16 protein-coding genes and 1 pseudogene are annotated in these 20798 nt (G+C 47.6%); 11 read left to right on the top strand and 6 right to left on the bottom strand.

What is annotated here, in order from left to right; genetic code table 11:
* Positions 1 to 45: 45 nt before the first annotated feature.
* The 4 genes and pseudogenes from BUB81_RS22435 to tkt all read right to left on the bottom strand — a co-directional run bounded on the left by BUB81_RS22435 (position 46) and on the right by tkt (position 7089).
* Positions 46 to 1164 (bottom strand): annotated as a pseudogene (locus BUB81_RS22435) (endo-1,4-beta-xylanase).
* A 3-nt stretch (positions 1165 to 1167) separates the two neighbouring features.
* Positions 1168 to 3891: a glycoside hydrolase family 3 C-terminal domain-containing protein gene (locus BUB81_RS20360; RefSeq protein ID WP_073325197.1), complete on the bottom strand. Its 2724-nt coding sequence runs from the start codon at positions 3889 to 3891 to the stop codon at positions 1168 to 1170.
* A 188-nt stretch (positions 3892 to 4079) separates the two neighbouring features.
* Positions 4080 to 5075: an aldo/keto reductase gene (locus BUB81_RS20355; protein WP_073325196.1), complete on the bottom strand. Its 996-nt coding sequence runs from the start codon at positions 5073 to 5075 to the stop codon at positions 4080 to 4082.
* Positions 5068 to 7089, bottom strand: a complete 2022-nt coding sequence (gene tkt, locus BUB81_RS20350; RefSeq protein WP_073325195.1) for a transketolase — start codon at positions 7087 to 7089, stop codon at positions 5068 to 5070. Before tkt ends, BUB81_RS20355 begins: the two co-directional genes overlap by 8 nt.
* A 218-nt stretch (positions 7090 to 7307) precedes the next feature.
* Between tkt and BUB81_RS20345 the strand changes: the two genes are divergently transcribed.
* Genes BUB81_RS20345 through BUB81_RS20335 form a run of 3 tightly spaced genes read left to right on the top strand, consistent with a single transcriptional unit; the run spans position 7308 to position 10389 of the window.
* A complete protein-coding gene (locus tag BUB81_RS20345) occupies positions 7308 to 8216 on the top strand; it encodes an acyltransferase (RefSeq protein WP_073325194.1) in 909 nt (302 codons plus the stop codon).
* A gap of 4 nt (positions 8217 to 8220) precedes the next feature.
* Positions 8221 to 9117: an acyltransferase gene (locus BUB81_RS20340; RefSeq protein WP_073325193.1), complete on the top strand. Its 897-nt coding sequence runs from the start codon at positions 8221 to 8223 to the stop codon at positions 9115 to 9117.
* 6 nt (positions 9118 to 9123) lie between these two features.
* Positions 9124 to 10389 (top strand): mechanosensitive ion channel family protein, encoded by a 1266-nt coding sequence (locus BUB81_RS20335; RefSeq protein WP_073325192.1) that lies wholly within the window; start codon positions 9124 to 9126, stop codon positions 10387 to 10389.
* 213 nt (positions 10390 to 10602) lie between these two features.
* On the opposite strand, the gene cadR is transcribed toward BUB81_RS20335, so the two are convergent.
* Complete coding sequence (gene cadR / locus BUB81_RS20330) at positions 10603 to 11025, bottom strand: Cd(II)/Pb(II)-responsive transcriptional regulator (RefSeq protein ID WP_014951210.1); 423 nt, start codon at positions 11023 to 11025, stop codon at positions 10603 to 10605.
* Positions 11026 to 11104: 79 nt separating this feature from the next.
* On the opposite strand from cadR, the gene BUB81_RS20325 reads away from it, so the two are divergent.
* From BUB81_RS20325 to BUB81_RS20295, 7 genes are all read left to right on the top strand, one after another.
* The gene (locus BUB81_RS20325) at positions 11105 to 11731 is read left to right on the top strand and encodes a cation efflux transmembrane domain-containing protein (RefSeq protein ID WP_014951211.1); all 627 of its coding nucleotides are present in this window, start codon (positions 11105 to 11107) and stop codon (positions 11729 to 11731) included.
* Positions 11728 to 12093 carry a DUF3703 domain-containing protein gene (locus BUB81_RS20320; protein WP_014951212.1) on the top strand — a complete coding sequence of 122 codons (366 nt, stop codon included), beginning with the start codon at positions 11728 to 11730 and terminating at the stop codon, positions 12091 to 12093. Before BUB81_RS20325 ends, BUB81_RS20320 begins: the two co-directional genes overlap by 4 nt.
* A complete protein-coding gene (locus tag BUB81_RS20315) occupies positions 12080 to 12979 on the top strand; it encodes a cation diffusion facilitator family transporter (RefSeq protein WP_014951213.1) in 900 nt (299 codons plus the stop codon). The genes BUB81_RS20320 and BUB81_RS20315 overlap by 14 nt, the downstream gene beginning before the upstream one ends.
* Positions 12980 to 12998: 19 nt before the next feature.
* Positions 12999 to 13376, top strand: a complete 378-nt coding sequence (locus tag BUB81_RS20310; RefSeq protein WP_014951214.1) for a hypothetical protein — start codon at positions 12999 to 13001, stop codon at positions 13374 to 13376.
* Between the two features lie 72 nt (positions 13377 to 13448).
* Positions 13449 to 14846, top strand: coding sequence for a TolC family protein (locus BUB81_RS20305; RefSeq protein WP_014951215.1), 1398 nt, complete (start codon positions 13449 to 13451; stop codon positions 14844 to 14846).
* Positions 14839 to 15768 carry an efflux RND transporter periplasmic adaptor subunit gene (locus BUB81_RS20300; protein ID WP_014951216.1) on the top strand — a complete coding sequence of 310 codons (930 nt, stop codon included), beginning with the start codon at positions 14839 to 14841 and terminating at the stop codon, positions 15766 to 15768. Before BUB81_RS20305 ends, BUB81_RS20300 begins: the two co-directional genes overlap by 8 nt.
* Positions 15769 to 15828: 60 nt before the next feature.
* Positions 15829 to 18936 carry an efflux RND transporter permease subunit gene (locus BUB81_RS20295; RefSeq protein WP_032096159.1) on the top strand — a complete coding sequence of 1036 codons (3108 nt, stop codon included), beginning with the start codon at positions 15829 to 15831 and terminating at the stop codon, positions 18934 to 18936.
* 531 nt (positions 18937 to 19467) lie between these two features.
* On the opposite strand, the gene BUB81_RS20290 is transcribed toward BUB81_RS20295, so the two are convergent.
* Positions 19468 to 19659, bottom strand: coding sequence for a hypothetical protein (locus tag BUB81_RS20290; protein ID WP_073325191.1), 192 nt, complete (start codon positions 19657 to 19659; stop codon positions 19468 to 19470).
* A gap of 291 nt (positions 19660 to 19950) precedes the next feature.
* Between BUB81_RS20290 and BUB81_RS20285 the strand changes: the two genes are divergently transcribed.
* Entirely contained in the window at positions 19951 to 20757 is an 807-nt protein-coding gene (locus BUB81_RS20285; protein WP_073325190.1) for a DUF2884 family protein, read from the top strand.
* The last annotated feature ends 41 nt before the right edge of the window (positions 20758 to 20798 follow it).

Genomic DNA, 20798 nt, shown 5'->3' with positions numbered 1-20798 from the left:
ACAAAATTGCGCTTATGCCCCAATTGACTGCTACTCGCTTGCTGTCTAGTCAATATGCCGGGTTATCGCCTCATAGGCCGCCTTAGGGCGACCATTGCGGTCGAACAACAGAGGATGATCGGTACGTCCGCGTATTGGCCAGTTGTTGCGCCAGGAATCGGCATCCGTTGTGCCCCAAAAAGTTACTCTGTCTACGCTGTCGGCGTACTTGAGAAACAAAGCAAATAACTGTTGATACAATTCGGCAAGCTGATGTTGCTGTGTGGCGGGCAACCCCTCTACATACGGATCATAAACCGGATGCGCAGCGAAGCTCTGAGTAATATCGGCCCCACTGAAAGCGTCATCTGGCAGCGGCAATACCGAGATATCCAATTCAGTAATCGCAATGCGTACACCCGCATTACGCAGTGTTTTCATGCTTTGTTCAATGTCAGACAAAGACGGGTAATACAACGAATAATGCGCTTGCATACCCACCGCATCTACCTTAATCCCTGCGTCACCCAACTGCTTTACCAATTTCACCGCGCCTGCCACTTTAGCGGGCTTCTACATGTTGAAATCGTTGTAATACAGCTGGGCTTCAGGATCTGCTTCCTTAGCAAAGCGAAAGGCATGGACATAGAAATCATCACCAAGAATGCGTCGCCACGGCGTATCGCGCAGGCTGCCATCTTCATTCAACGCTTCGTTGACGACGTCCCACCCGTACACCTTGCCTTTATAGCGCCCTACCAGCGTATGAATATGTTCACGCAATCGTGCCAGCAACACCTCACGACTCACAGGGTTGCCTTGCTCATCTTCAAACACCCAAGCGGGTGTTTGTTGATGCCATAACAAGGTATGTCCGATCACCCGGGCATCACATTGCTGCGCCAGTGCAATGAGTTGGTCAGCCATCGCAAAGTTAAACTGTCCGGGGGCAGGCTGAATATGCTGCCACTTCATGGCATTTTCTGCCGTAAGCGCATTAAACTCCGAGCACGGCAGCGAGTTTTTTGCAGGCAGGTTTCCTCTTAGGTCACTGGATTTAATGGCCGTCCCCACCAGAAAGCTGTCTTCATAAACAGAGGCGATACCTTCAGGTGCCGCACTGGCGAAACCTGAAAGCACAACCAATAACGCAGATATCGCAAAAGGGGTTATTTTTGTAGCCATCCGCTATTTCACCACCACGATTGTTTCAGTGATCTTATCCCCTTTAGCAAACCCCGGCTGGCCGTCGCCGACGAAGACCTCAAGACGCCCCTGGTATGGGACTTTCTTACCGTCATTGTCGATATAGACTAGCTCGTCAGCAGGGACACTCAGTTTTACTGTTACTTCCTGCCCCGATTTTAGCGCACTACGGGTAAAGCCTTTCAGGCTCACATTCGGCGTGCGTACCGGCGCATCAGGCATACGGACGTACAACTGCGTTACTTGCTCTGCATCGTAATTGCCCGCGTTTTTCAGTGTTACCGACAGTGACAGGTCATCACCCGCCGTCAGCGATGATGGTGCCTGCAGGGCGCTGTACTGCATATCGGTATAGCTCAGGCCATAGCCAAATGGGTACAGCACCTCCCCTTCGAAATACCGGTAGGTACGATTCGTCATGTCATAATCATCAAACTTCGCAAAGCCCTCTAAATTGCGATAAAAGGTAACGGGCAGGCGACCTGACGGACTTACCTCACCCCATAATACCCGGGCCAATGCAGTACCGGTAGCTTCTCCCGGATAAAACGCCTGAACAATCGCATCGACATTGTCCTGTTCCCAATTCAACGCCATGGCACTACCACTGAAGTTCACCAATACCACTGGCTTACCCAGCTTATGCATCGCTTTAATCAGTGCCTGTTGCTCAGCTGGCAGCGCGATGCTGGAACGGTCTCCATAGTCAAAACCATCCAGCTTAACGGGCATTTCCTCGCCCTCAATACGCGGAGATATACCCACAGCCATTACAATGACGTCAGCATTCTGAGCGGCTTTTTTAGCGTCTGCCAAGAGGCTCGTACTCTGGTTTACCCAACGCAGCTGCCACTCTCTCAACAGATTGTCTGCCGTATTTGATACAGGATCGGTGGCGAAGATGTGCTGAATCTCAAGTGAGTAAGATTGTCCGGCTTCAAGCGCGACCGCACCTTCAACGGCTTTGCCATTTAACGTAATTGTGCCTTTTCCGTCGAACAGGTAACTGCCACTTTCACGCGGCACCACCTCTGCCTTTACTACCATACCGTAATCTTCAAGCATGTTGCCGCTCACCGGCGAATGCATGTTGCGTATCGTTAGCTCACTCAGCGTTTCTGTCGCCGCGGCGCTACCGGTCATAGTGGCGGGGAAATGCGGGTGGGAAAAGTCGGTCATTTTGCTGCGCTCAACGGCAAAGTAGGACACCTGTGCGCCCGGCTGTAACTGCCCCTGTTCGTCGCGGTGGAATATCACGTCGCTGTCCAGAGTTTGCCAATGACCGTAGATATCGGCAATCAGCGCGCTGCCTGGTGCATAGGTTACGTTTTCCGGTCCTACTGCGTTTTCAATCCCATCAAGTACCGTTACCGGATTGACTGGCAAACCGTTGTAATTGCCAAGCAGTACATCCTGGTTGTCGCCATTGGGGCCAATCACCGCCACCTTAACACCCGGCTTGAGCGGCAGTACGCCATTGTTTTTAAGCAGTACCAGAGACTTTTCACTGGCTTGTTGTGTCATCGACAGATGTTCCTGTGACCCCACGCTATCCAGAGGAATTGAGGCGTAAGGCACGCTGGTATCCGGGTCGAACATGCCTAACTTGAAGCGAGTCATAAATAAGCGGGTTACCGCCTGATCAATTAACGACTCATCTATGAAACCTTTTTGCACAGCAAAGCTCAGATTCGCAAAGCTGCTTAAGGTGCCAACCCCACAGTTGAGGTCGGTACCGCTGTTCACCGCCCACGCTGCAGCCGCAGCCGGTGAGCGTGTTGAGGCGTGGGCTTTGCGATCATAAAAATCGGCAATCGCGCCACAATCGGACATAACGTGGCCATCAAAGCCATACTCTGCGCGCAGTATATCTTTCAGCAGCATGTCAGAGCCACAGGCCGGCATGCCGTTAACCCGGTTATACGCGCACATGACAGCTTCCACATCCGCATCAACGACCGCTTTTTCAAAGGCAGGCAGATAGGTTTCGTAAAGGTCTTTGTCTGATACAACGTAGTTGTCTGAGTGACGGGTAATTTCCGGGCCGTTGTGTACCGCAAAGTGCTTGGCAGTGGCGGCAGTTTTCAGGTAAGTGTCATCGTCCCCCTGCAGACCGTTAATAAAGGCAACACCCAATTCGCCGGTTAAATACGGATCTTCCCCGTAGGTTTCCTGACCCCGGCCCCAGCGTGGATCGCGAAAAATATTGATGTTCGGCGACCAGTACGTCAACCCGGCATAGCGATAAGAAATCCCCTGTGCCTTAAACGCGTGATGTTTAGCGCGCCCTTCGTCAGAGATAACCGTTGCGATGTCATTCAGAAACTCACGGTCCCACATAGCTGCCATACCAATCGCCTGGGGAAACACGGTGGCTTCACCGGCGCGCGCGACACCGTGCAGCGCCTCATTCCAATAATCATAAGCGGGGACACCTAAGCGCTCGATAGCCGGTGCATCGTTGTACATTTGCGCTATTTTTTCTTCCAGTGTCATGCTGTCTACTAACGCTTTTACCCTGTCTTTTAGGGGTAACGCTGTATTCAGGTAATCGGCTTGTTGTTGCTGAACCGACTGCTCAGCCTGGTTCGCCGGAGCTTGCGACTGCGAACAGCCTGTTAGCATCAGTGCTACGGGAAAAAGCGTTAATGCGAGGCCTTTTTTTACTGCAGTGGCCACGGGAGTTACAAACGTGTGTTGTTTCATAGTTGAATCACCTTGGGAAGTATGAGAGCACGATACCGCAACTTCAGACAGGTACAATTCGCCTACGGCAAAACGTAAATGAGATGTAAAAAAAAGCTATCAGGCAGGATTTAGTAAAGCGAAGGCGCGCCGACTCGACGCACCTTAATGTATGATAAAACTATAATTTTTGAGTCAAACAGGCAGGGTTACAGTGGACAACGAATGTGCTTTTCAATGTCTGACTCGTAGTATGCAAACAGTGTCTCGTGAACTGCCTTGTCGACCACCGGTAGTTGGCTTACCCTGGCGTTTTGTGTCACCTGTGACGCAGAGCTTGCACCGGGAATAATGGTGGTCACGGCTTCGTGATCCAGTATCCAGCGCATAGCAAATTGCGCCATGGTCATGCCCTCCGGCACTGACTGCTTCAGGGTTTCCACTATTTCGAGGCCTTTGTCGAAGGCGATACCACTGAACGTTTCTCCCACACTGAAGGCTTCACCGTCTTTGTTGTAATTGCGGTGATCGGTCTCGGCAAACGCAGTATCCTTGCTGAATTTTCCACTTAGCATGCCACTGGCCAGTGGCAATCGCACAATGATCCCAACCTGCTGCGCCAGTGCTTTGTCGAATAGCGCTTCAATTGGGCGCTGTCGTAACAGGTTAAAGATAATCTGCAGTGACTGCAGGTCGCTGTGCTCAAGGCATATCTCTGCTTCTTTGTGGGTCTCGACACTGGCGCCAAAGGCTTTGATAAGCCCTTCCTGCTGCACTTCGCGGAGCCAGTCAAAGATATGCTGCTCAGCCAACACGCGTTCTGGTACGCAGTGCAGTTGCAATAAGTCGAGACTATCGCGCTGCAGGCGATCCTGCGCTCGACGAACACTGTCGCGTAAGTCGGTGAGGCTGTAACCATCCGGGTAGGTGCCGGCCGCGCGGCCATATTTAGTGGCAATGACAGCCTCAGGCATGAGTTGATTTACCAGTTTACCCAGGTACTGCTCACTGATCCCGTCACCATACACATCGGCGGTATCAAAGAAGTTAATACCCTCCTTTACCGCTTGCTCAATCACCGCTTCTGCAGTGGCAGCCGATACCGGGCCAAAATCGCCCCCCAGTTGCCAACAGCCTAATCCTATTTCGCTGACGGCCATGCCCGTGCGGCCCAATTGTCGTGTCGTTACCAATGTGTTACCCATTGCTATCTCCGTTCGTCGTTGCCAATAGCGCCTGTGCTGTATGCACTGCGTTTTCGGGCGTGAAACCAAAGTGCGTTAACAATACGCCACCCGGTGCGGATTCACCGAATCGGTCCATCCCAATTATTGCGCCCTCTGTCCCAACATACTTATACCAGAAGTCTTTATGCGCCGCCTCGATGGCCAGTTTAGGCACAGCTGCAGGCAATACCGACGCGCGATATTCAGCGCTTTGTGCGTCAAAGCGCTCGGTACTGGGCATGGACACAACCCGAACGGCGACGCCTTGTTCTGCCAGGCGTTGTGCGCTTGTGACCGCCAGACCAACTTCAGAACCTGTCGCCACGATAATCAGTTGAGGTGCTGAATCCGGTTCGACCAGCACATAACCCCCTTTAGCAATATTCGCTACCTGAGCGGCAGAGCGAGCTTGCGCCTGTGTCGCCTGACGCGAGAAAACTAATGCTGTCGGGCCTTGTTGACGCAATATTGCCTGACGCCAGGCCTCTGCGGTTTCCGCTGCATCGCAGGGGCGCCAGGTCTCAAGCTGAGGGGTCATCCGCAGATTTGCTAACTGCTCGATAGGCTGATGAGTTGGGCCGTCTTCGCCCTGCCCGATGGAGTCGTGGGTATACACAAATATACTGGGCACCTTCATGAGTGCGGCCATACGCAAGGCGTTGCGGGCATATTCCATGAACATAAGAAAGGTACCGCCGTAGGGGATAAAACCACCATGCAGTGCAATGCCGTTCATGATCGCGCTCATTCCAAATTCGCGTACGCCGTAGAACACATAATTACCCGCAGGATCTTCCTGAATACCTTTTGCGTCTGGCCAGAGCGTCAGGTTTGAACCCGCCAGATCGGCCGAGCCCCCCATGAGCTCAGGCAATAACGTCGCGTAATGTCCAATGGCATTCTGCGACGCTTTGCGCGTTGCCATATCAGCGCCTTCTTGTTGGCAAGCACTTACATACTCAGCGGACAATGCGTCGAATTCTGAGGGTAATGTGCGCTCAATAACACGGCGACGGAACGCGTTGGCAAGCGCCGGGTAGGCCTTTGCATATTGTTCGAATAACGACTGCCAGTCTGACTCACTCTGCTGCCCTTTTGGTTTGGCATCCCATTGCTGGTAAACGCTGTCTGGTACTTCAAATGGGGCATGTGGCCAGTTGAGCTGGTTACGCACCAGGGCAATTTCGTCATCTCCCAGTGGTGCACCATGGCAGTCATGACTACCCGATTTATTCGGTGAGCCAAACCCAATGGTTGTTTTACAGCAAATCAGCGTCGGCCGGTCGCCTTCCGCCTGGGCTGAACGTATTGCACTGGCGATAGCGTCCGGGTCGTGTCCATCCACGCCAGCAATTACCTGCCAACCGTACGCTTCAAAACGTTTAACCGTATCGTCACTGAACCAGCCTTCAACATGGCCGTCGATAGAAATACCGTTGTCGTCCCAAAACGCGATCAGCTTACCGAGTTTCAGGGTTCCCGCCAATGAACAGACTTCGTGGGAAATCCCCTCCATTAAGCAGCCATCGCCCAGAAAACAATAGGTAAAATGATCAACAACGCTAAAGTCCGGGCGATTAAATTGGGCCGCCAGGGTTTTCTCGGCAATTGCCATCCCAACCGCGTTGGCAATCCCCGCTCCGAGCGGCCCGGTGGTGGTTTCTACGCCAGGCGTGTAGCCGTATTCCGGATGTCCGGGTGTCTTTGAATGAAGTTGACGGAACTGCTTGATGTCTTCAATACCGACATCATAACCGCTCAAATGCAGCAGTGCATATTGCAGCATTGAACCGTGACCATTCGACAAAACAAAGCGGTCCCGGTTTACCCAGTCAGGATTAGCAGGATTGTGCTGATAAAACTGTTGCCACAGCACAGTGGCAATATCAGCCATGCCCATGGGCGCGCCAGGGTGTCCTGATTTAGCACGTTGAACGGCATCAACCGTTAACATTCGAATGGCATTGGCTGCCGATGAGTGTGTGTCAGACATAATGAATTCCGATTTTATAAACTAGTCATTAACCCATGAGGGTAAACAGCCGGTTTAGGCGCAGCAATCACCTTGCAGAATTAAGTAATACCCATGTTGAAAATCATCACTGTGTAAAAGTGGTCACTTTTTGCCGAAATTCGCAACAAGTCGCGACTTTAGGTGTCGGCATTCGCATTGGTTTACGCTACACTGTGCGCACTTTTACAACTGGTAAGATGACTGCTGTGAAATCCCTTTTACATACTATAAATGGTGCGCTGTCGGCACTGCTTTACGGCCTGAACACCTTTTTCTGGGTGCCTTTTGTGTTGATTCTGGCCTTGTTTAAATTGATCCCGATTCCGCTGACACAACGCGGATTAACCTATGTTCTGGATGCCTGTGCAGTGGGTTGGATCAGCGTGAACAATTTTAACCAGCGCATTTTCAGCCGCACGAGCCTGCAGGTAGAGGAAAACGGTCAGCTGTCTCGCAACGATTGGTTTTTAGTGATCGCCAATCATCAGTCGTGGGTCGACATTCTGGTGTTACAGCGCATTTTTAATCACAAGATTCCGTTTCTTAAGTTTTTCCTGAAAAAAGAACTGATTTGGGTGCCGGTCCTTGGATTAGCCTGGTGGGCGCTGGACTTCCCTTTTATGCGCCGCTACAGCAAGTCGTTTCTGGCCAAACACCCACACCTGAAAGGCAAGGACATGGAAACCACGCAAAAAGCGTGTGAGAAATTCAAATCTAAGCCCGTCAGTGTAATGAACTTTGTAGAAGGCACGCGCTTCACGCAAGAAAAGCACAGCCGCCAACAATCGCCCTTCAAGCATCTCCTGAAGCCCAAAGCGGGCGGGATTGCATTTGTACTGAACGCCATGGGTGGCCAATTGCACAAATTAATTGACGTCACCATACACTATCCGCAGGGTATCCCTACCTTTTGGGACTTTGTGAGTGGTAAAGTACACGACATTCGCGTACAGGTAGACGTGACCCCGATAAAAAACCTGTTTCCGGCCAATATCAATATTAGTGAATACTTTGACAGTGCCGAGCAACGTGCCCGTTTCCAGCAATGGCTGAACGAGCAGTGGCAGGCCAAAGACAACCTATTAGACAATTGGAAAGCAGTATAAAGCCATGATCAGACGGTTATTCGCTCCGCTCATTTTTTGCGTACATTTGCCGCTTCAGGTAGCCAATCTGGCGTTCTGGGGCGCACTTATCATTCTGCTTGGCTTGGTGCGGTTTTTATTACCTATTCCGGTTCTACAGCGTGCATTAGCACCTGTTATGAACGGGTTTATGCTGTGCTTTGGGTCCTGCAGTGTCTTTCTTATCCGGTTGTTTAACCCGGTAACAATAACCCGCAATATTCACGGTCCGCTCAACAAGCAAAGCTGGTACCTAATAGTGGCCAATCACCTGAGCTATCTCGACATTATTTTGCTTATCGAATTTGCTACGTTCCGCATACCCGCCCCCAAGTTTTTCCTGAAGCAGGAACTGATTTGGATGCCGTTTGTTGGACTCGGGGCCTGGGCGTTAGAAATGCCGTTCATGAAACGCTATTCTCAGGCGTACCTGAAGAAGCACCCGGAAAAGCGCGGTGCCGATATCGAAACCACTAAGCGCTCTTGTCAGAAGTTCCGCCATCAACCCACTACGGTAATCAACTTTGTGGAAGGCACGCGGTTTACTGCGCAAAAACACGCGGTTAAGAAGAGTCCGTTCCACCATTTGCTGCCTCCTAAGGCGGGTGGCATTGCCTTTACCCTGGCGACCATGGGAGAATTATTTACACATATTCTGGATGTGTCTCTGTTGTACCCGGACAACGCCAAACACCCCATGTTGTCAATGATTTCAGGGCAAATGACCCGCATCATTATTGACGTAAACGTGATTGAGGTGCCGCAAGAGGCGAAAGGCGATTACTACAACGACGATACCTTCAGAACCGGTTTCCAGCAATGGGTTAACAGTGTTTGGCAACGCAAGGATCAAACGATTGCCAGGTTATTATCAGGAGAATAAGCGTCTATGCTGACTGCCGCCAGGTTTCGCGAACAATTTGTATCGGTATTGCAGGAAATCGATGCCGGTATTGTCCTAAACAGCCCGCTCTACAATACGCTGGCACTGGCATTTATCGCGATAGTCGCATTGACCTTTCACTTAGGCGGCAGATTGTTTCTGCACTCCGTCCTGATGCGCTGGATTAACAGATCGCCGACTGATTGGGACAATGCGCTGCGTGAACATGGGTTCTTTAACCGCTTAATTCACCTGGTGCCCGCGTTAGTCGTGTTCCTGTTAACGCCCATCCTGCTCACTGACGACAGCTTGTTATACGCCGTGGTGGTAAAAGCCGCCCTGCTGTATCTGATGCTGGTCGCGCTGGTCTCTACCAGCGCTTTGCTCAATACCGTTGAAGACTGGTACAACACCACAGAATTTGCCAAACAGGCCACCATAACCGGCTTTATTCAGGTTATTAAACTGATCCTGGCCATTTTGTTTATCCTGTTCAGTGTGTCACTGATTGTCGACCGAAGCCCACTGCTGCTGTTGTCGGGTTTAACCGCCATTGCGGCAGTACTTTTACTGATTTTCCGCGACACTATACTGGGCTTTGTGGCGGGTATTCAGATAACCGCCAACCGCTTATTCAAAAACGGTGACTGGATTCAGGTTGATAAATTTAACGTCGACGGGGAAATCATTGAATTAGGCCTGACCAACGTAAAAGTGCGCAACTGGGACAACACCATATCAACATTGCCTACGTACACACTGACCAACGAAGCCATTAAAAACTGGCGGGGCATGCAGGAGTCAGGCGGACGCCGAATCAAGCGCGCGATTTACATCGATATGCATTCGGTAAAACTGTACGACAACGAGAGCCTGAAGAAGGTCGCAAAGATTCGTTTTATTGCTGCGTATATCGACAGCAAAATTAAAGAGCTGCAGCAATACCATCAGGACAACTCAATTGACGAAAATGACTTGCTCAACCGCCGTGCGTTAACCAACATTGGTACCTTTCGGGCTTATCTGGAAGCTTATCTGGCCAAGCACCCGAAGATTAACCACGACATGACACTAATGGTACGTCAGCTTCCCCCCAATGAACTGGGACTGCCACTGGAAATCTACTGTTTTTGCAGCGACAAGGCCTGGGTAAATTATGAAAAAGTACAGGCTGATATTTTCGACCATATCATGGCCATGCTGCCGCTGTTTGAACTCAGGGCGTATCAGCGTGATTCGCATTTAGAGGCATTAACTGCGAGAAAGGAATAGGGATTCATACTGGTAACGTCCCGTAGTGGTCAAAAGCGGACGTCTTGATACTGTTTCCCCTTAGGCGGCTTTGTACGTGAAGCAGACCTTGGCTCATTAAGATTTTAATGACACGAATGAGGTAATCAACGGTCATGCTACTAATAAAAATTGAATGGCTGCTTTAGCCGAATACCTATGACAAAGCTCCAACATAAAACTGATAATTCGAGACTAATTCTCCGTACTAGAAGAACACACTTCTGCAATGCTATCTAATTGATGCAATACCCCGCACTCTTTAACCTTCTTATCATGATCGCAAGCAGAACGAATTGAAATCAGTGTTTCTTGTAGTACTTTTAATTCAGCTATCCGATGTTCGATATCGTCAACATGCTTATCTATTGTAGTATTAACGTTTTCGCAGCTATTCTCTGGGTTTGCTCGGGTTTCCAGTACTAATTTAATTTCCTCGATTGTCATATCTAATGCGCGACATTGCTTTATAAACAATAACTGCTTCAGTGCATCTTCAGAGTAGCTTCGATAATTCGATGCCGTTCGCTCAGGTGCAGCCAATAGTGATTTACGCTCATAAAAACGAATTGTCTGAATACTTAACCCTGTCTTAGCTGCCAGAAGCCCAATTTTCATTTTAACTTGCCTAAAGCTTGACTCTATACCAAGTATAGAGTTTACACTCGCGTTATAGGTGAGTAAAGCGAGTGTTTTTATGAGTGGTTGTGGGTGCGAAATTGAGATAAAAGACCAAGAACAAAAGGCAGTTCTCTACTGGCTATTGGGCATCAATGCTGTGATGTTTATCATTGAAATGAGTGTAGGGTTACTCGCTGACTCAACAGCACTTATTGCAGACTCCCTTGATATGTTGGCTGACGCAGTCGTTTACGGTGTTGGTATATATGCAGTAGGGAAAACAATTGTTCACAAAGCCAATGCTGCAAAGGTAAGTGGATATTTTCAATTGGCATTAGGCCTATTAATTTTGTTTGACATAGCTCGTCGCGCAACCTTTGGAAGTGGGCCTGAATCTATGCTTATGATGGGCATGGGCGGTGTTGCACTTATCGCTAACGTTATATGTTTGGCGATAATCAGAAAACAAAAAAATGGCGAGGTGCATATGCGAGCAAGTTGGATATTCTCGGCAAACGACGTCATTGCAAACATAGGAGTGATATTGGCGGGTGTGATGGTTTATCTATTCGATACTCGTTGGCCTGATTTGGTCATAGGTTTTATTGTGTCTATCGTTGTGTTACGAGGCGCAGTCTTAATTCTAAAAGACGCCAGACAGGAATTCCGTGAAAACAGCTCGACGAATGGAGAGATCGTATGAATTTCACTCAAGCAGCAAAACCTTACATACTTCAAAAACTGAGCGCCGCGCATCAATCCCTTTCGAACAATGACAATAAAGCAGGATTTAAGGCCTTAGAGGATGCTCATGTCATCGGTCAGCACTCAACATACCACCACACACGAGTGCATTATGAAATGCTTAAATTTGGAATAGAACGCCGCGACCTTAAAGAGATATTTGGACAAATTTTTAGAATGCTAGGTGCGCTGACTAAAACTCCAATTGGCTTATTGCCTGAGGGCAATACTGGTGGGGCAAACGTGAGTCCATTCAAGTCAATGTCTATTTCACCCGAAAACAAAGCCATATTGGAAAAAATTAGAAATGCACAGTCATAACCATTCACACTCGCAAGAGAATTCAACCGACGCGTCTAAACGTATTGGATGGGCGTTTTTCTTAAATGTGGTGTTCACTGTTATTGAATTCATTGGTGGATGGCTTACCAACAGCACCGCTATTATGGCTGACGCAGTGCACGATTTGGGTGATAGTCTTTCCATTGGTACAGCGTGGGGATTAAACAAGCTTAGCGATAAAGATTCTAATCAAACATTCTCATACGGCTACAAAAGATTTTCCTTACTCGGTGCATTGATTAACGGTATTGTGCTGACGGTAGGCTCCATTTGGATATTGCTTGAAGCGATACCTCGTTTGGCTGAGCCTGAAATGCCCCAAGTTGAAGGGATGGTTTTATTGTCTATCTTTGGGATGGCAGTAAACGGCTTTGCGGCTTATAAACTGAGTGAGGGAGACTCATTAAATGAGCGAGTCCTCAACTGGCATTTGCTGGAAGATGTGCTTGGTTGGGTAGCAGTATTTATCGTGTCCATCGTCTTAATGTTTAAGCCTTGGCCTATTTTAGATCCAATCTTATCCATTGGCTTTACTTTGTTCATCCTTTTCAATGTGTTCCGCAATCTCAAAGAAACCCTAATGCTGTTTTTGCAAGCAACGCCCGATGAAGAACAGCTTTCAAAGATTCGAAGCGATTTACTGGCAAACGATAAGGTAAGTGATCTTCATCATTTTCATATTTGGTCTCTAGACGGTGAGCGTAACGTAATGACGGTCCATCTTGTTCTTGATGAAGATGTCAGTCTTGAGCACCTCCAATCACTCAAAGAAAACATACACAGTTCGTTAGAAAAGTATAAATTTGAACATACGACAGTTGAGCTGGAGTTTGCTAATGAACAATGTCGTGACGAAGTGAATTAGGCTTGGTAACCTTTCATACATGAAAAATCTAAAACGCATAAGTTACATCGTGATCTCGCTGATACTCTTTCAGTCGTTTTCTGCTGTGGCGAATTCGTTAGATTTTCATGCAATAGACATTCAGCACTTGCAACACGAGCATAAGCATTCTGAGCACGAGCAAGTGCAGTCTGAGCTGTCTGCCAATGAAACCAGTGATAAAGTAAGTACAGAGCACCACAATCCTGCTGATTGTCACCATTGCGGCCACTGCCATGGCACACATGCACAATGGGTCAGTCAGAGTCATATCAACAGTCTGAAAACAGTGGTTTCAGTCCACAATTTCAACTATTTAGATGCGGTAATTGACGCACCTATTAACCGCTTACTTCGCCCCCCCAAAATTACTTCCTAGTACGTTTTTTCGATAGCACCGCGCTGATAACACTCGCGATGCTAAATATTGATAAATTATTAGGATATTCCAATGAAAATGTTTCCTATTTTCGGGCATGCATCTGCCATTGTGTGCAGTTGCATACTGGGCTTATTACTCAGTCCACCGACCGCTCATGCGGCGAAAACCAACAGATTTGTAGACAAAAGTGTCCAAGCGCCCATACGAGAAACGCTGACTCTTGAGGACGCTATTAGACTAACACTTGCCAATAATCCAAGTCTGTATGAGTTTAAATTTAAACAACGTGTTATAGACGGAGAGTCAAAAACGGCGGCGCTTAAACCCGCATTGAATGCAGGGGTTGAATTAGAGAACTTTTTGGGAACTGGCGAGGTATCAGGTCTCAAAGAGCTTGAAGTTACCTTGACATTATCATCAGTGTTACAGCTCAATGATAAGCCAGCAGCAAGGTTGAATGTACTCTCTGAACGAAGAATACAGCAAGATGTTGAAAAGCGAATACTCACCTTAGATATCCTCGGTGAGCTTAATCGTCGTTACATCAAAGTACTCGTATTGCAGGCGAACTTAGACGTCATAAAAGATGCAGAGGCACTTGCACTTTATACATTGAATGCCGTAACGAAACGCGTTGAAGCAGGCGCGTCCCCCTTGTTAGAACAAAAACGTGCCCAAGCTGCGCTGGCCCAAGCAAAGCTCGATGTTAATCTAGCTCAACAGGACCTAACGTTTGCCTTGCGCAGTTTATCCATCATGTGGGGGGAGCAGGTACCGAGCTTTAAGCGTGTGGAAGGCGATCTTTTTGCTTTTAATAAGATTGAGTCGTTTGATGCGCTGGCAGTCGCAATCCAAAATAGCCCTCACATTGACCTATACGCTAAACAAAGCCGTGTGCAAGCGGCGCAGCTTCGTTTAGTGCAAGCGAATAACCGCGCTGATATTGAGTGGTCAGCGGGGCTTCGCAGAATGCAAGGTATTGATGAAACAGCACTGGTTGCCGGAGTAAGCGTTCCATTGTTTCAAAAAGAACGAAACCTTGGTGAATATGAAGCAAACAGGGCACGTCTTGACGCAATAGAGCAGCAAAGACAAAGCAACGTTCGAAGCCTATTACATTCAGTTAATCAAGCGTTAGGCGAACATACACGAGCATTGCTAGAGATTGACACACTTCAGCGTAAGGTGATTCCTCCGTTAAAGGGCGCGTTAGATTTAGTCGAGAACGCCTATTTGGAGGGCCGTTTCAGCTACTTGGAATGGGTAACTACTCGACAAGAATTTCTGACAACCCGGCTGACATTAATAGAGGCAGCGTCTCAAGTTCACTTAAGCAAAACAGAAATTGAAACACTCACAGGTCTCGCGCTGACGAATGAGCACAATGATGACTCATTTCACCCAAGTCACAAAAGCAATTGGCAGCAGTCATCTAACATTTCGATAAGAAGTCATGATTATGAATAAATTCACAATACAAAAAGTACTTATTTCTATCTTCACCCTTAGCCTTTATAGCCTAACCGCAATCGCAGGAGGTAAACACAGTGATGTAAGTTCCAGCGATCAAGACAATCACGCAGGTGAAGTCGTAAGAATGAGCAATGAAACAGCAATTCAGAATGGTATTTCTGCAACTCCCGTGCTCGCACGCGATATTGCGTTAACGAGTACGCTTTATGGGCGAATTAGTGCAGACCCCGCCTCATTAAGTCATATAAGAGCACGGTTTGACGGTGTTATTAAAGATGTAAAAGTCAACATTGGCGATTCCGTTAAGAAAGGTGATATTTTAGCGGTTGTTGAGTCCAATGAGAGTTTAAAAAGTTATTCCATCACGTCACCTTTTGATGGCAATGTGATTGCGCGACATGCGAATAATGGTGAGTTATCAAACGGGCAAGTACTTTTTTCGTTAGCTAACTATAAAAACGTATGGGCACAGCTGACCGTTTTTTCACAAATGCTTAGCAGCATCAAGGTTGGACAGTCAGTTGAACTAAGCCACGCAGGTTTCAACCAAACCTCCAAGATTGCATATATTACGCCTTCAGCTGATGGCAATCCACACTCTCTTGCCAATGTAGCTGTCGATAATAGTACTGGATATTGGCCACTCGGTACGCTGGTCAAAGCACAAGTTACGACGTCAACTAAGTCAGTAAGTCATTCGGTTCCTCTATCTTCTGTGCAAGAGTATGAAGCCAAACAAGTTGTTTTTGTGGTTGAGGGTGATGAGTATGCGCCCAGAGCGGTAGAGCTTGGTGTCTCAGATGGTCACTATATCGAGGTTATCAGTGGCCTTGAAGCAGGCGAACGCGTCGTGGCTTCCAATAGCTACATAATTAAAGCAGATTTGGAAAAATCGGAGGCAGGCCATGATCATTAATGCCTCACTACAACTGATATTTCCCTGTCAAATGGCGTGTAGTTCTAAGGGAGGTTTAAGATGCTAGTTTCCATTATTCGTACCGCAATCGAAAAGCGCGGTATTTTTCTGATGCTTTCCTTTTTGGTGATTGGATTAGGCCTATTCAGTTATCAAAAGCTGCCTATTGATGCCGTACCCGATATCACCAACGTTCAGGTACAAATCAACACACAAGCAGAAGGTTATTCACCGCTTGAAACTGAACAACGTATCACCTTTTTGGTAGAAAACGCTTTGGCAGGATTACCAAACTTGGACTACACACGTTCACTATCGCGCTATGGCTTATCACAAGTGACGGCCGTTTTTGAAGAAGGCACGGATCTCTATTTTGCCAGAAACCTCATAAACGAACGGCTAGGCATTATCAAAAGCCAATTGCCCGATGGTATTGAGCCTAAGATGGGGCCGATTGCCACAGGTTTGGGTGAAATTTACATGTACACGCTTAGCGCGAAGCCCGGCACAGTAACTGTCGATGGCAGAAAATTTGATGCAATGGCGCTTCGAGAGTTACACGATTGGGTGGTGAAACCTCAACTGGCCTTGGTGAAAGGGGTAACAGAGGTTAATGCTATTGGGGGGTTTACCAAACAGTATCATGTGAAGCCTAATCCTCAACTTATGCTTAATTACGGCGTTAGTACTGACGATTTATTGCGGGCATTAAATCGAAATAACGCTAATCAGGGCGCTGGGTACATTGAACGCAACGGCCAGCAAATACTAGTACGTTCACAAGCGAGACTTTCGAGCGTTGAGGACATCGGTAACGTGGTGGTAACGCTTACAAACCGATCTCCCGTCACGGTAAGTGACATTGCAGAGGTCGCCATCGGTAAGGAGCTTAGAACGGGCGCTGCAACACGAGAAGGTCAAGAGACGGTGTTGGGCACAGCTATGATGCTAATAGGCGAAAATAGCCGAGCTGTTGCGCTAGACGTGGCTGATAAAGTGGATGAAATCCAAGCAAGCCTGCCAGAGGGCGTAATTATCCAAAGTGTATACGATCGCACTACGCTCGTGGATAAAGCCATCAATACAGTACAAAAAAACCTTGTTGAAGGCGCACTACTCGTTATTGTTGTCTTATTTTTATTGCTGGGCAATATACGGGCAGCAATTATCACCGCCGCTGTCATCCCACTTGCCATGCTTGCCACAATAATAGGCATGGTACAAACGGGCGTTAGCGCGAACCTAATGAGCTTAGGTGCGTTAGACTTTGGACTGATTGTTGACGGAGCGGTTATTATCGTCGAGAACTGTATTAGGCGATTAAGTGAATCGCAGCGGCGAACGGGTGCAATACTGCCTCTTAAAGAACGGCTGGAAGTCGTATTTGAGGCAACGAATGAGGTGATACGCCCAAGTCTATTTGGCGTGATGATAATCACGATTGTGTACATTCCTATCTTTAGCTTAACAGGTGTCGAAGGGAAGATGTTTCACCCAATGGCGGCTACCGTAATATTGGCATTGCTAGCGGCAATGGTATTTTCAATCACCATTGTGCCCGCAGCTGTTGCTATGTTTATGTCAGGCAAAGTCAGTGAAAAAGCGAGTCCAATAATCACTGGGGCTAAATCAGTTTACCGCCCTGTACTGGAGTGGGCATTAAAATTACGATGGTTGGTAGTAGGTGCAGCAACATTACTCGTAGTTATCAGTGTTTGGTTTGGGATGCGCCTAGGTTCTGAATTTGTGCCGCAACTAGATGAGGGTGACATAGCCCTTCATGCAATGAGAGTGCCCGGCACAGGAATTGAACAAGCTGTCGATATGCAAAAACGGCTTGAACAGGTCATTATGCAATACCCACAGGTAAACACCGTATTTGCTAAAACGGGTACTGCTGAGGTGGCTACTGATGCTATGCCACCCAACGTCACTGACACTTTTGTAATGCTAAAACCAATTGATGAATGGCCAAACCCTGCATTATCGAAAACGGAATTTGTCGAGCAATTGGAGAGGGATCTTCAAAATGTACCCGGCAATAACTATGAGTTTACGCAACCTATACAGATGCGCTTTAACGAATTAATTAGTGGCGTTAGGGCAGATTTAGGGATCAAGATATATGGTGATGATCTGGATAAGCTGCGGGATTCAGCTGGTGATGTTTTATCCGTATTACAAGATATTCCGGGCGCTGCTGATGCACGAGTAGAACAAGTAGATGAGATCCCCATCTTCACGGTGAACCCGAAGCCTTATGCGCTGGCGCGTTACAACTTAGACGTAACTGACTTGCAAACGTGGTTAAGTGCATCAGTTGGCGGCAAAGAAGCTGGTTTGGTATTTGAAGGCGACAGACGCTTTGAGATTGTTGTTCGTTATCCTGAAGAGATTCGCAATGATTTAGAAGCGCTGGGAAATATACCCATCATGACCAATGATGGTGAGTATGTGCCAATCGCCGAGGTGGCTGAGCTTGAATATACCAATATACCCAGTCAAATAAGTCGAGAAAACGCAAAACGCCGTATCGTCGTCACAGCAAATGTGAGAGATCGTGATTTAGGCTCTTTTGTCAATGATGCTAAAGAGCAAATCGCAGCCAATGTGGCACTGCCGAGTGGTTATTGGATAAGTTATGGTGGAACGTTTGAGCAATTGGAAAGTGCAAGTCAACGACTGAGCTTGGTTGTGCCCGCAACGCTTTTCCTGATCCTTGCATTACTTGTGATTGCATTTGGCTCAGTCAAAGACGCCTTGATAATTTTCACAGGCGTCCCTTTGGCATTAACTGGCGGCATCTTTGCTCTTTGGATCAGAGATATGCCTCTTTCAATATCGGCAGGGATTGGTTTTATCGCGCTCTCTGGTATTGCTGTATTGAATGGTCTGGTAATGCTGTCTTTTATCAGGCAGAGGATGGAAGAGACTGGCGAGTTGGTAAACTCGATTATTGATGGTGCAATGACTCGCTTGCGGCCAGTGCTGATGACAGCGTTAGTGGCGAGTCTTGGTTTCGTGCCCATGGCGCTTAACGTAGGTACTGGCGCAGAGGTGCAGCGACCTCTGGCAACGGTGGTCATTGGTGGGATCATATCCTCTACCTTGTTAACTCTGGTTGTACTACCTGTACTCTATAGACTCGTTCACTATAAGGTGAATTAGCAGCACTGGGGCATTTGGGTTTATAAATCAATGCCCCGGATTTACTTACCCCCATGACGATCATTCGACTTCTTTTGACAAAATGGGGAGGTGGCTCGTAAATCGCTTTGTAATAAAAATTTGGAGTTGTAGGGTTGGTTATCAATTGTAATATTCAACATTCGGCTTTTGGAGGCGCATCCTGTGGACTATTGTGGTCTGAATAACTGCTTTATGCCACTGAAGAGTCAGTCAGAATAAAGCATATTAACTTCCGCTTATGGTAAATATCGGAATCAAGAGCAGAGAGCCCTGAACGTCTGCTGTTTGTCTTAAGCTGACAGTCAAAGACCGACTAACTAACAATTTCCGCAATTCGCTCAACGCCGTATTGAACAGAATGATGCTGTATTACTTAGTAGGTAACTCTATTCCACTCCGGCATTAACGCAGGCTGGACGCCAAGGCGATTAATGACAGCTACGGCTGGACGACAGGCATAAAAAAAGCGCGATACTTGAAATATCGCGCTTTTTTGTTTGGTTTGCGTGGCTATACGATGAGGTAACCCAGCACCAAACACACTACCAGGCCAGATACACCCAGGTAGCCCATTTCGATTCTCTCGTGCAACGCTTCACTGCCTTCTTTGCTGCTCATGAAGCCCATTACGATGCTGCTTAAACCCAAAGTAAAAGCTACTAACGCAACACCAAATAAAATTGCATCAATCCATTCACTCATAATCTTATGTACCTTAACCAAAATCTGCGCGTATTATGCACTAACCAAAGAAAAATGAACATGCAGAATCTCAATAATCCACTGAATATTGATTATGGTCAAAAACACCAACTATTAGTCAATACAGCATAATCCTAGTGAGCGACACGTAACAGGAACACATCAACAACTCCCAACCCACTGATAAATATAACATTTAAAAGTTGGCCCAAGTGCTGCAATAGCGGTAACAAATGTATAAAGCCTGTTGACTAAAACAGCTCAGCTATTCATTGCACGAAGAGGATCCAAATGAAAACACTCGCACTTTCTACTCTGTTTGCCGCAAGCCTGTGTGCGCTGCCTGCCGTTGCCCACGTTGAAGTGGATAACCAGTGTAATACCCAGCTTCACGGTTCCATTAGCTACCAGCATGGCGATCTGACGGTTACTACGCAGGATGGCGATACCGTGCTCATTACTCCAGCGCATGAATTATTTATCGATGGCGACAAAGTCGACTTGTCTGACGAAGAACAACGCTGGGTAAGTGACTACTACACCAACATTGAAACCGCTATCCCAATGACCGTACAAATCGCTACTGAAGGCCTGCACGTTGCCAGCTATGCGGTCACCGAAGTGTTTTCTGAAATGCTGGGGACCGACAATGAAATGGTTCAGGAGTTTGATGTCTTCTTTACCGATCTGAAAGCTGAACTGGATACCCGGTTTTACGCTGCTGATGGCAGCTACCAGTTTCATTCTGAAGGTCTGAACGGCAATAACTGGATAGACGATGCCTGGGAAGAAGAGTTTGAGTCTCGTGTTGAAAGCCTGGTCGAAAAATCCATGGGTCACATGTTAATGGCCATTGGCCGTCAAATGTTGTTCGAAGACGGCGATATGGAAGATTTCGCTACGCGTATGGACAACTTCGGCGCGACCATTGAACAGCGCGTCGGTGATAAGGCTGAAGCCCTTGAGCACAAGGCCGACGAGCTTTGTTCAGTGCTGGCTAAAGCTGACTATGCAGAAACCCGTATGCAGAAACATATCTCTGGTCTGGGCGGTTTAGACTTGCTGGAAATCAACAGCGACTACAGCATGCAAAAGTAATCGCCCCCTTGTAAACCCAAATGCATGATAGACTCGTAAAC

The sequence above is a fragment of the Marisediminitalea aggregata genome (assembly GCF_900129565.1).
In the GTDB taxonomy this organism is placed as follows: domain Bacteria; phylum Pseudomonadota; class Gammaproteobacteria; order Enterobacterales; family Alteromonadaceae; genus Alteromonas; species Alteromonas aggregata.
This window is presented reverse-complemented; position numbering and strand designations above follow the sequence as displayed.

What these genes read in the sequence shown, in the direction of transcription:
- BUB81_RS20360 (WP_073325197.1), bottom strand. Translation starts at nt 3,891, where the DNA reads ATGAAACAACACACGTTTGTAACTCCCGTGGCCACTGCAGTAAAAAAA.
- BUB81_RS20355 (WP_073325196.1), bottom strand. Translation starts at nt 5,075, where the DNA reads ATGGGTAACACATTGGTAACGACACGACAATTGGGCCGCACGGGCATG.
- tkt (WP_073325195.1), bottom strand. Translation starts at nt 7,089, where the DNA reads ATGTCTGACACACACTCATCGGCAGCCAATGCCATTCGAATGTTAACG.
- BUB81_RS20345 (WP_073325194.1), top strand. Translation starts at nt 7,308, where the DNA reads ATGACTGCTGTGAAATCCCTTTTACATACTATAAATGGTGCGCTGTCG.
- BUB81_RS20340 (WP_073325193.1), top strand. Translation starts at nt 8,221, where the DNA reads ATGATCAGACGGTTATTCGCTCCGCTCATTTTTTGCGTACATTTGCCG.
- BUB81_RS20335 (WP_073325192.1), top strand. Translation starts at nt 9,124, where the DNA reads ATGCTGACTGCCGCCAGGTTTCGCGAACAATTTGTATCGGTATTGCAG.
- cadR (WP_014951210.1), bottom strand. Translation starts at nt 11,025, where the DNA reads ATGAAAATTGGGCTTCTGGCAGCTAAGACAGGGTTAAGTATTCAGACA.
- BUB81_RS20325 (WP_014951211.1), top strand. Translation starts at nt 11,105, where the DNA reads ATGAGTGGTTGTGGGTGCGAAATTGAGATAAAAGACCAAGAACAAAAG.
- BUB81_RS20320 (WP_014951212.1), top strand. Translation starts at nt 11,728, where the DNA reads ATGAATTTCACTCAAGCAGCAAAACCTTACATACTTCAAAAACTGAGC.
- BUB81_RS20315 (WP_014951213.1), top strand. Translation starts at nt 12,080, where the DNA reads ATGCACAGTCATAACCATTCACACTCGCAAGAGAATTCAACCGACGCG.
- BUB81_RS20310 (WP_014951214.1), top strand. Translation starts at nt 12,999, where the DNA reads ATGAAAAATCTAAAACGCATAAGTTACATCGTGATCTCGCTGATACTC.
- BUB81_RS20305 (WP_014951215.1), top strand. Translation starts at nt 13,449, where the DNA reads ATGAAAATGTTTCCTATTTTCGGGCATGCATCTGCCATTGTGTGCAGT.
- BUB81_RS20300 (WP_014951216.1), top strand. Translation starts at nt 14,839, where the DNA reads ATGAATAAATTCACAATACAAAAAGTACTTATTTCTATCTTCACCCTT.
- BUB81_RS20295 (WP_032096159.1), top strand. Translation starts at nt 15,829, where the DNA reads ATGCTAGTTTCCATTATTCGTACCGCAATCGAAAAGCGCGGTATTTTT.
- BUB81_RS20290 (WP_073325191.1), bottom strand. Translation starts at nt 19,659, where the DNA reads ATGAGTGAATGGATTGATGCAATTTTATTTGGTGTTGCGTTAGTAGCT.
- BUB81_RS20285 (WP_073325190.1), top strand. Translation starts at nt 19,951, where the DNA reads ATGAAAACACTCGCACTTTCTACTCTGTTTGCCGCAAGCCTGTGTGCG.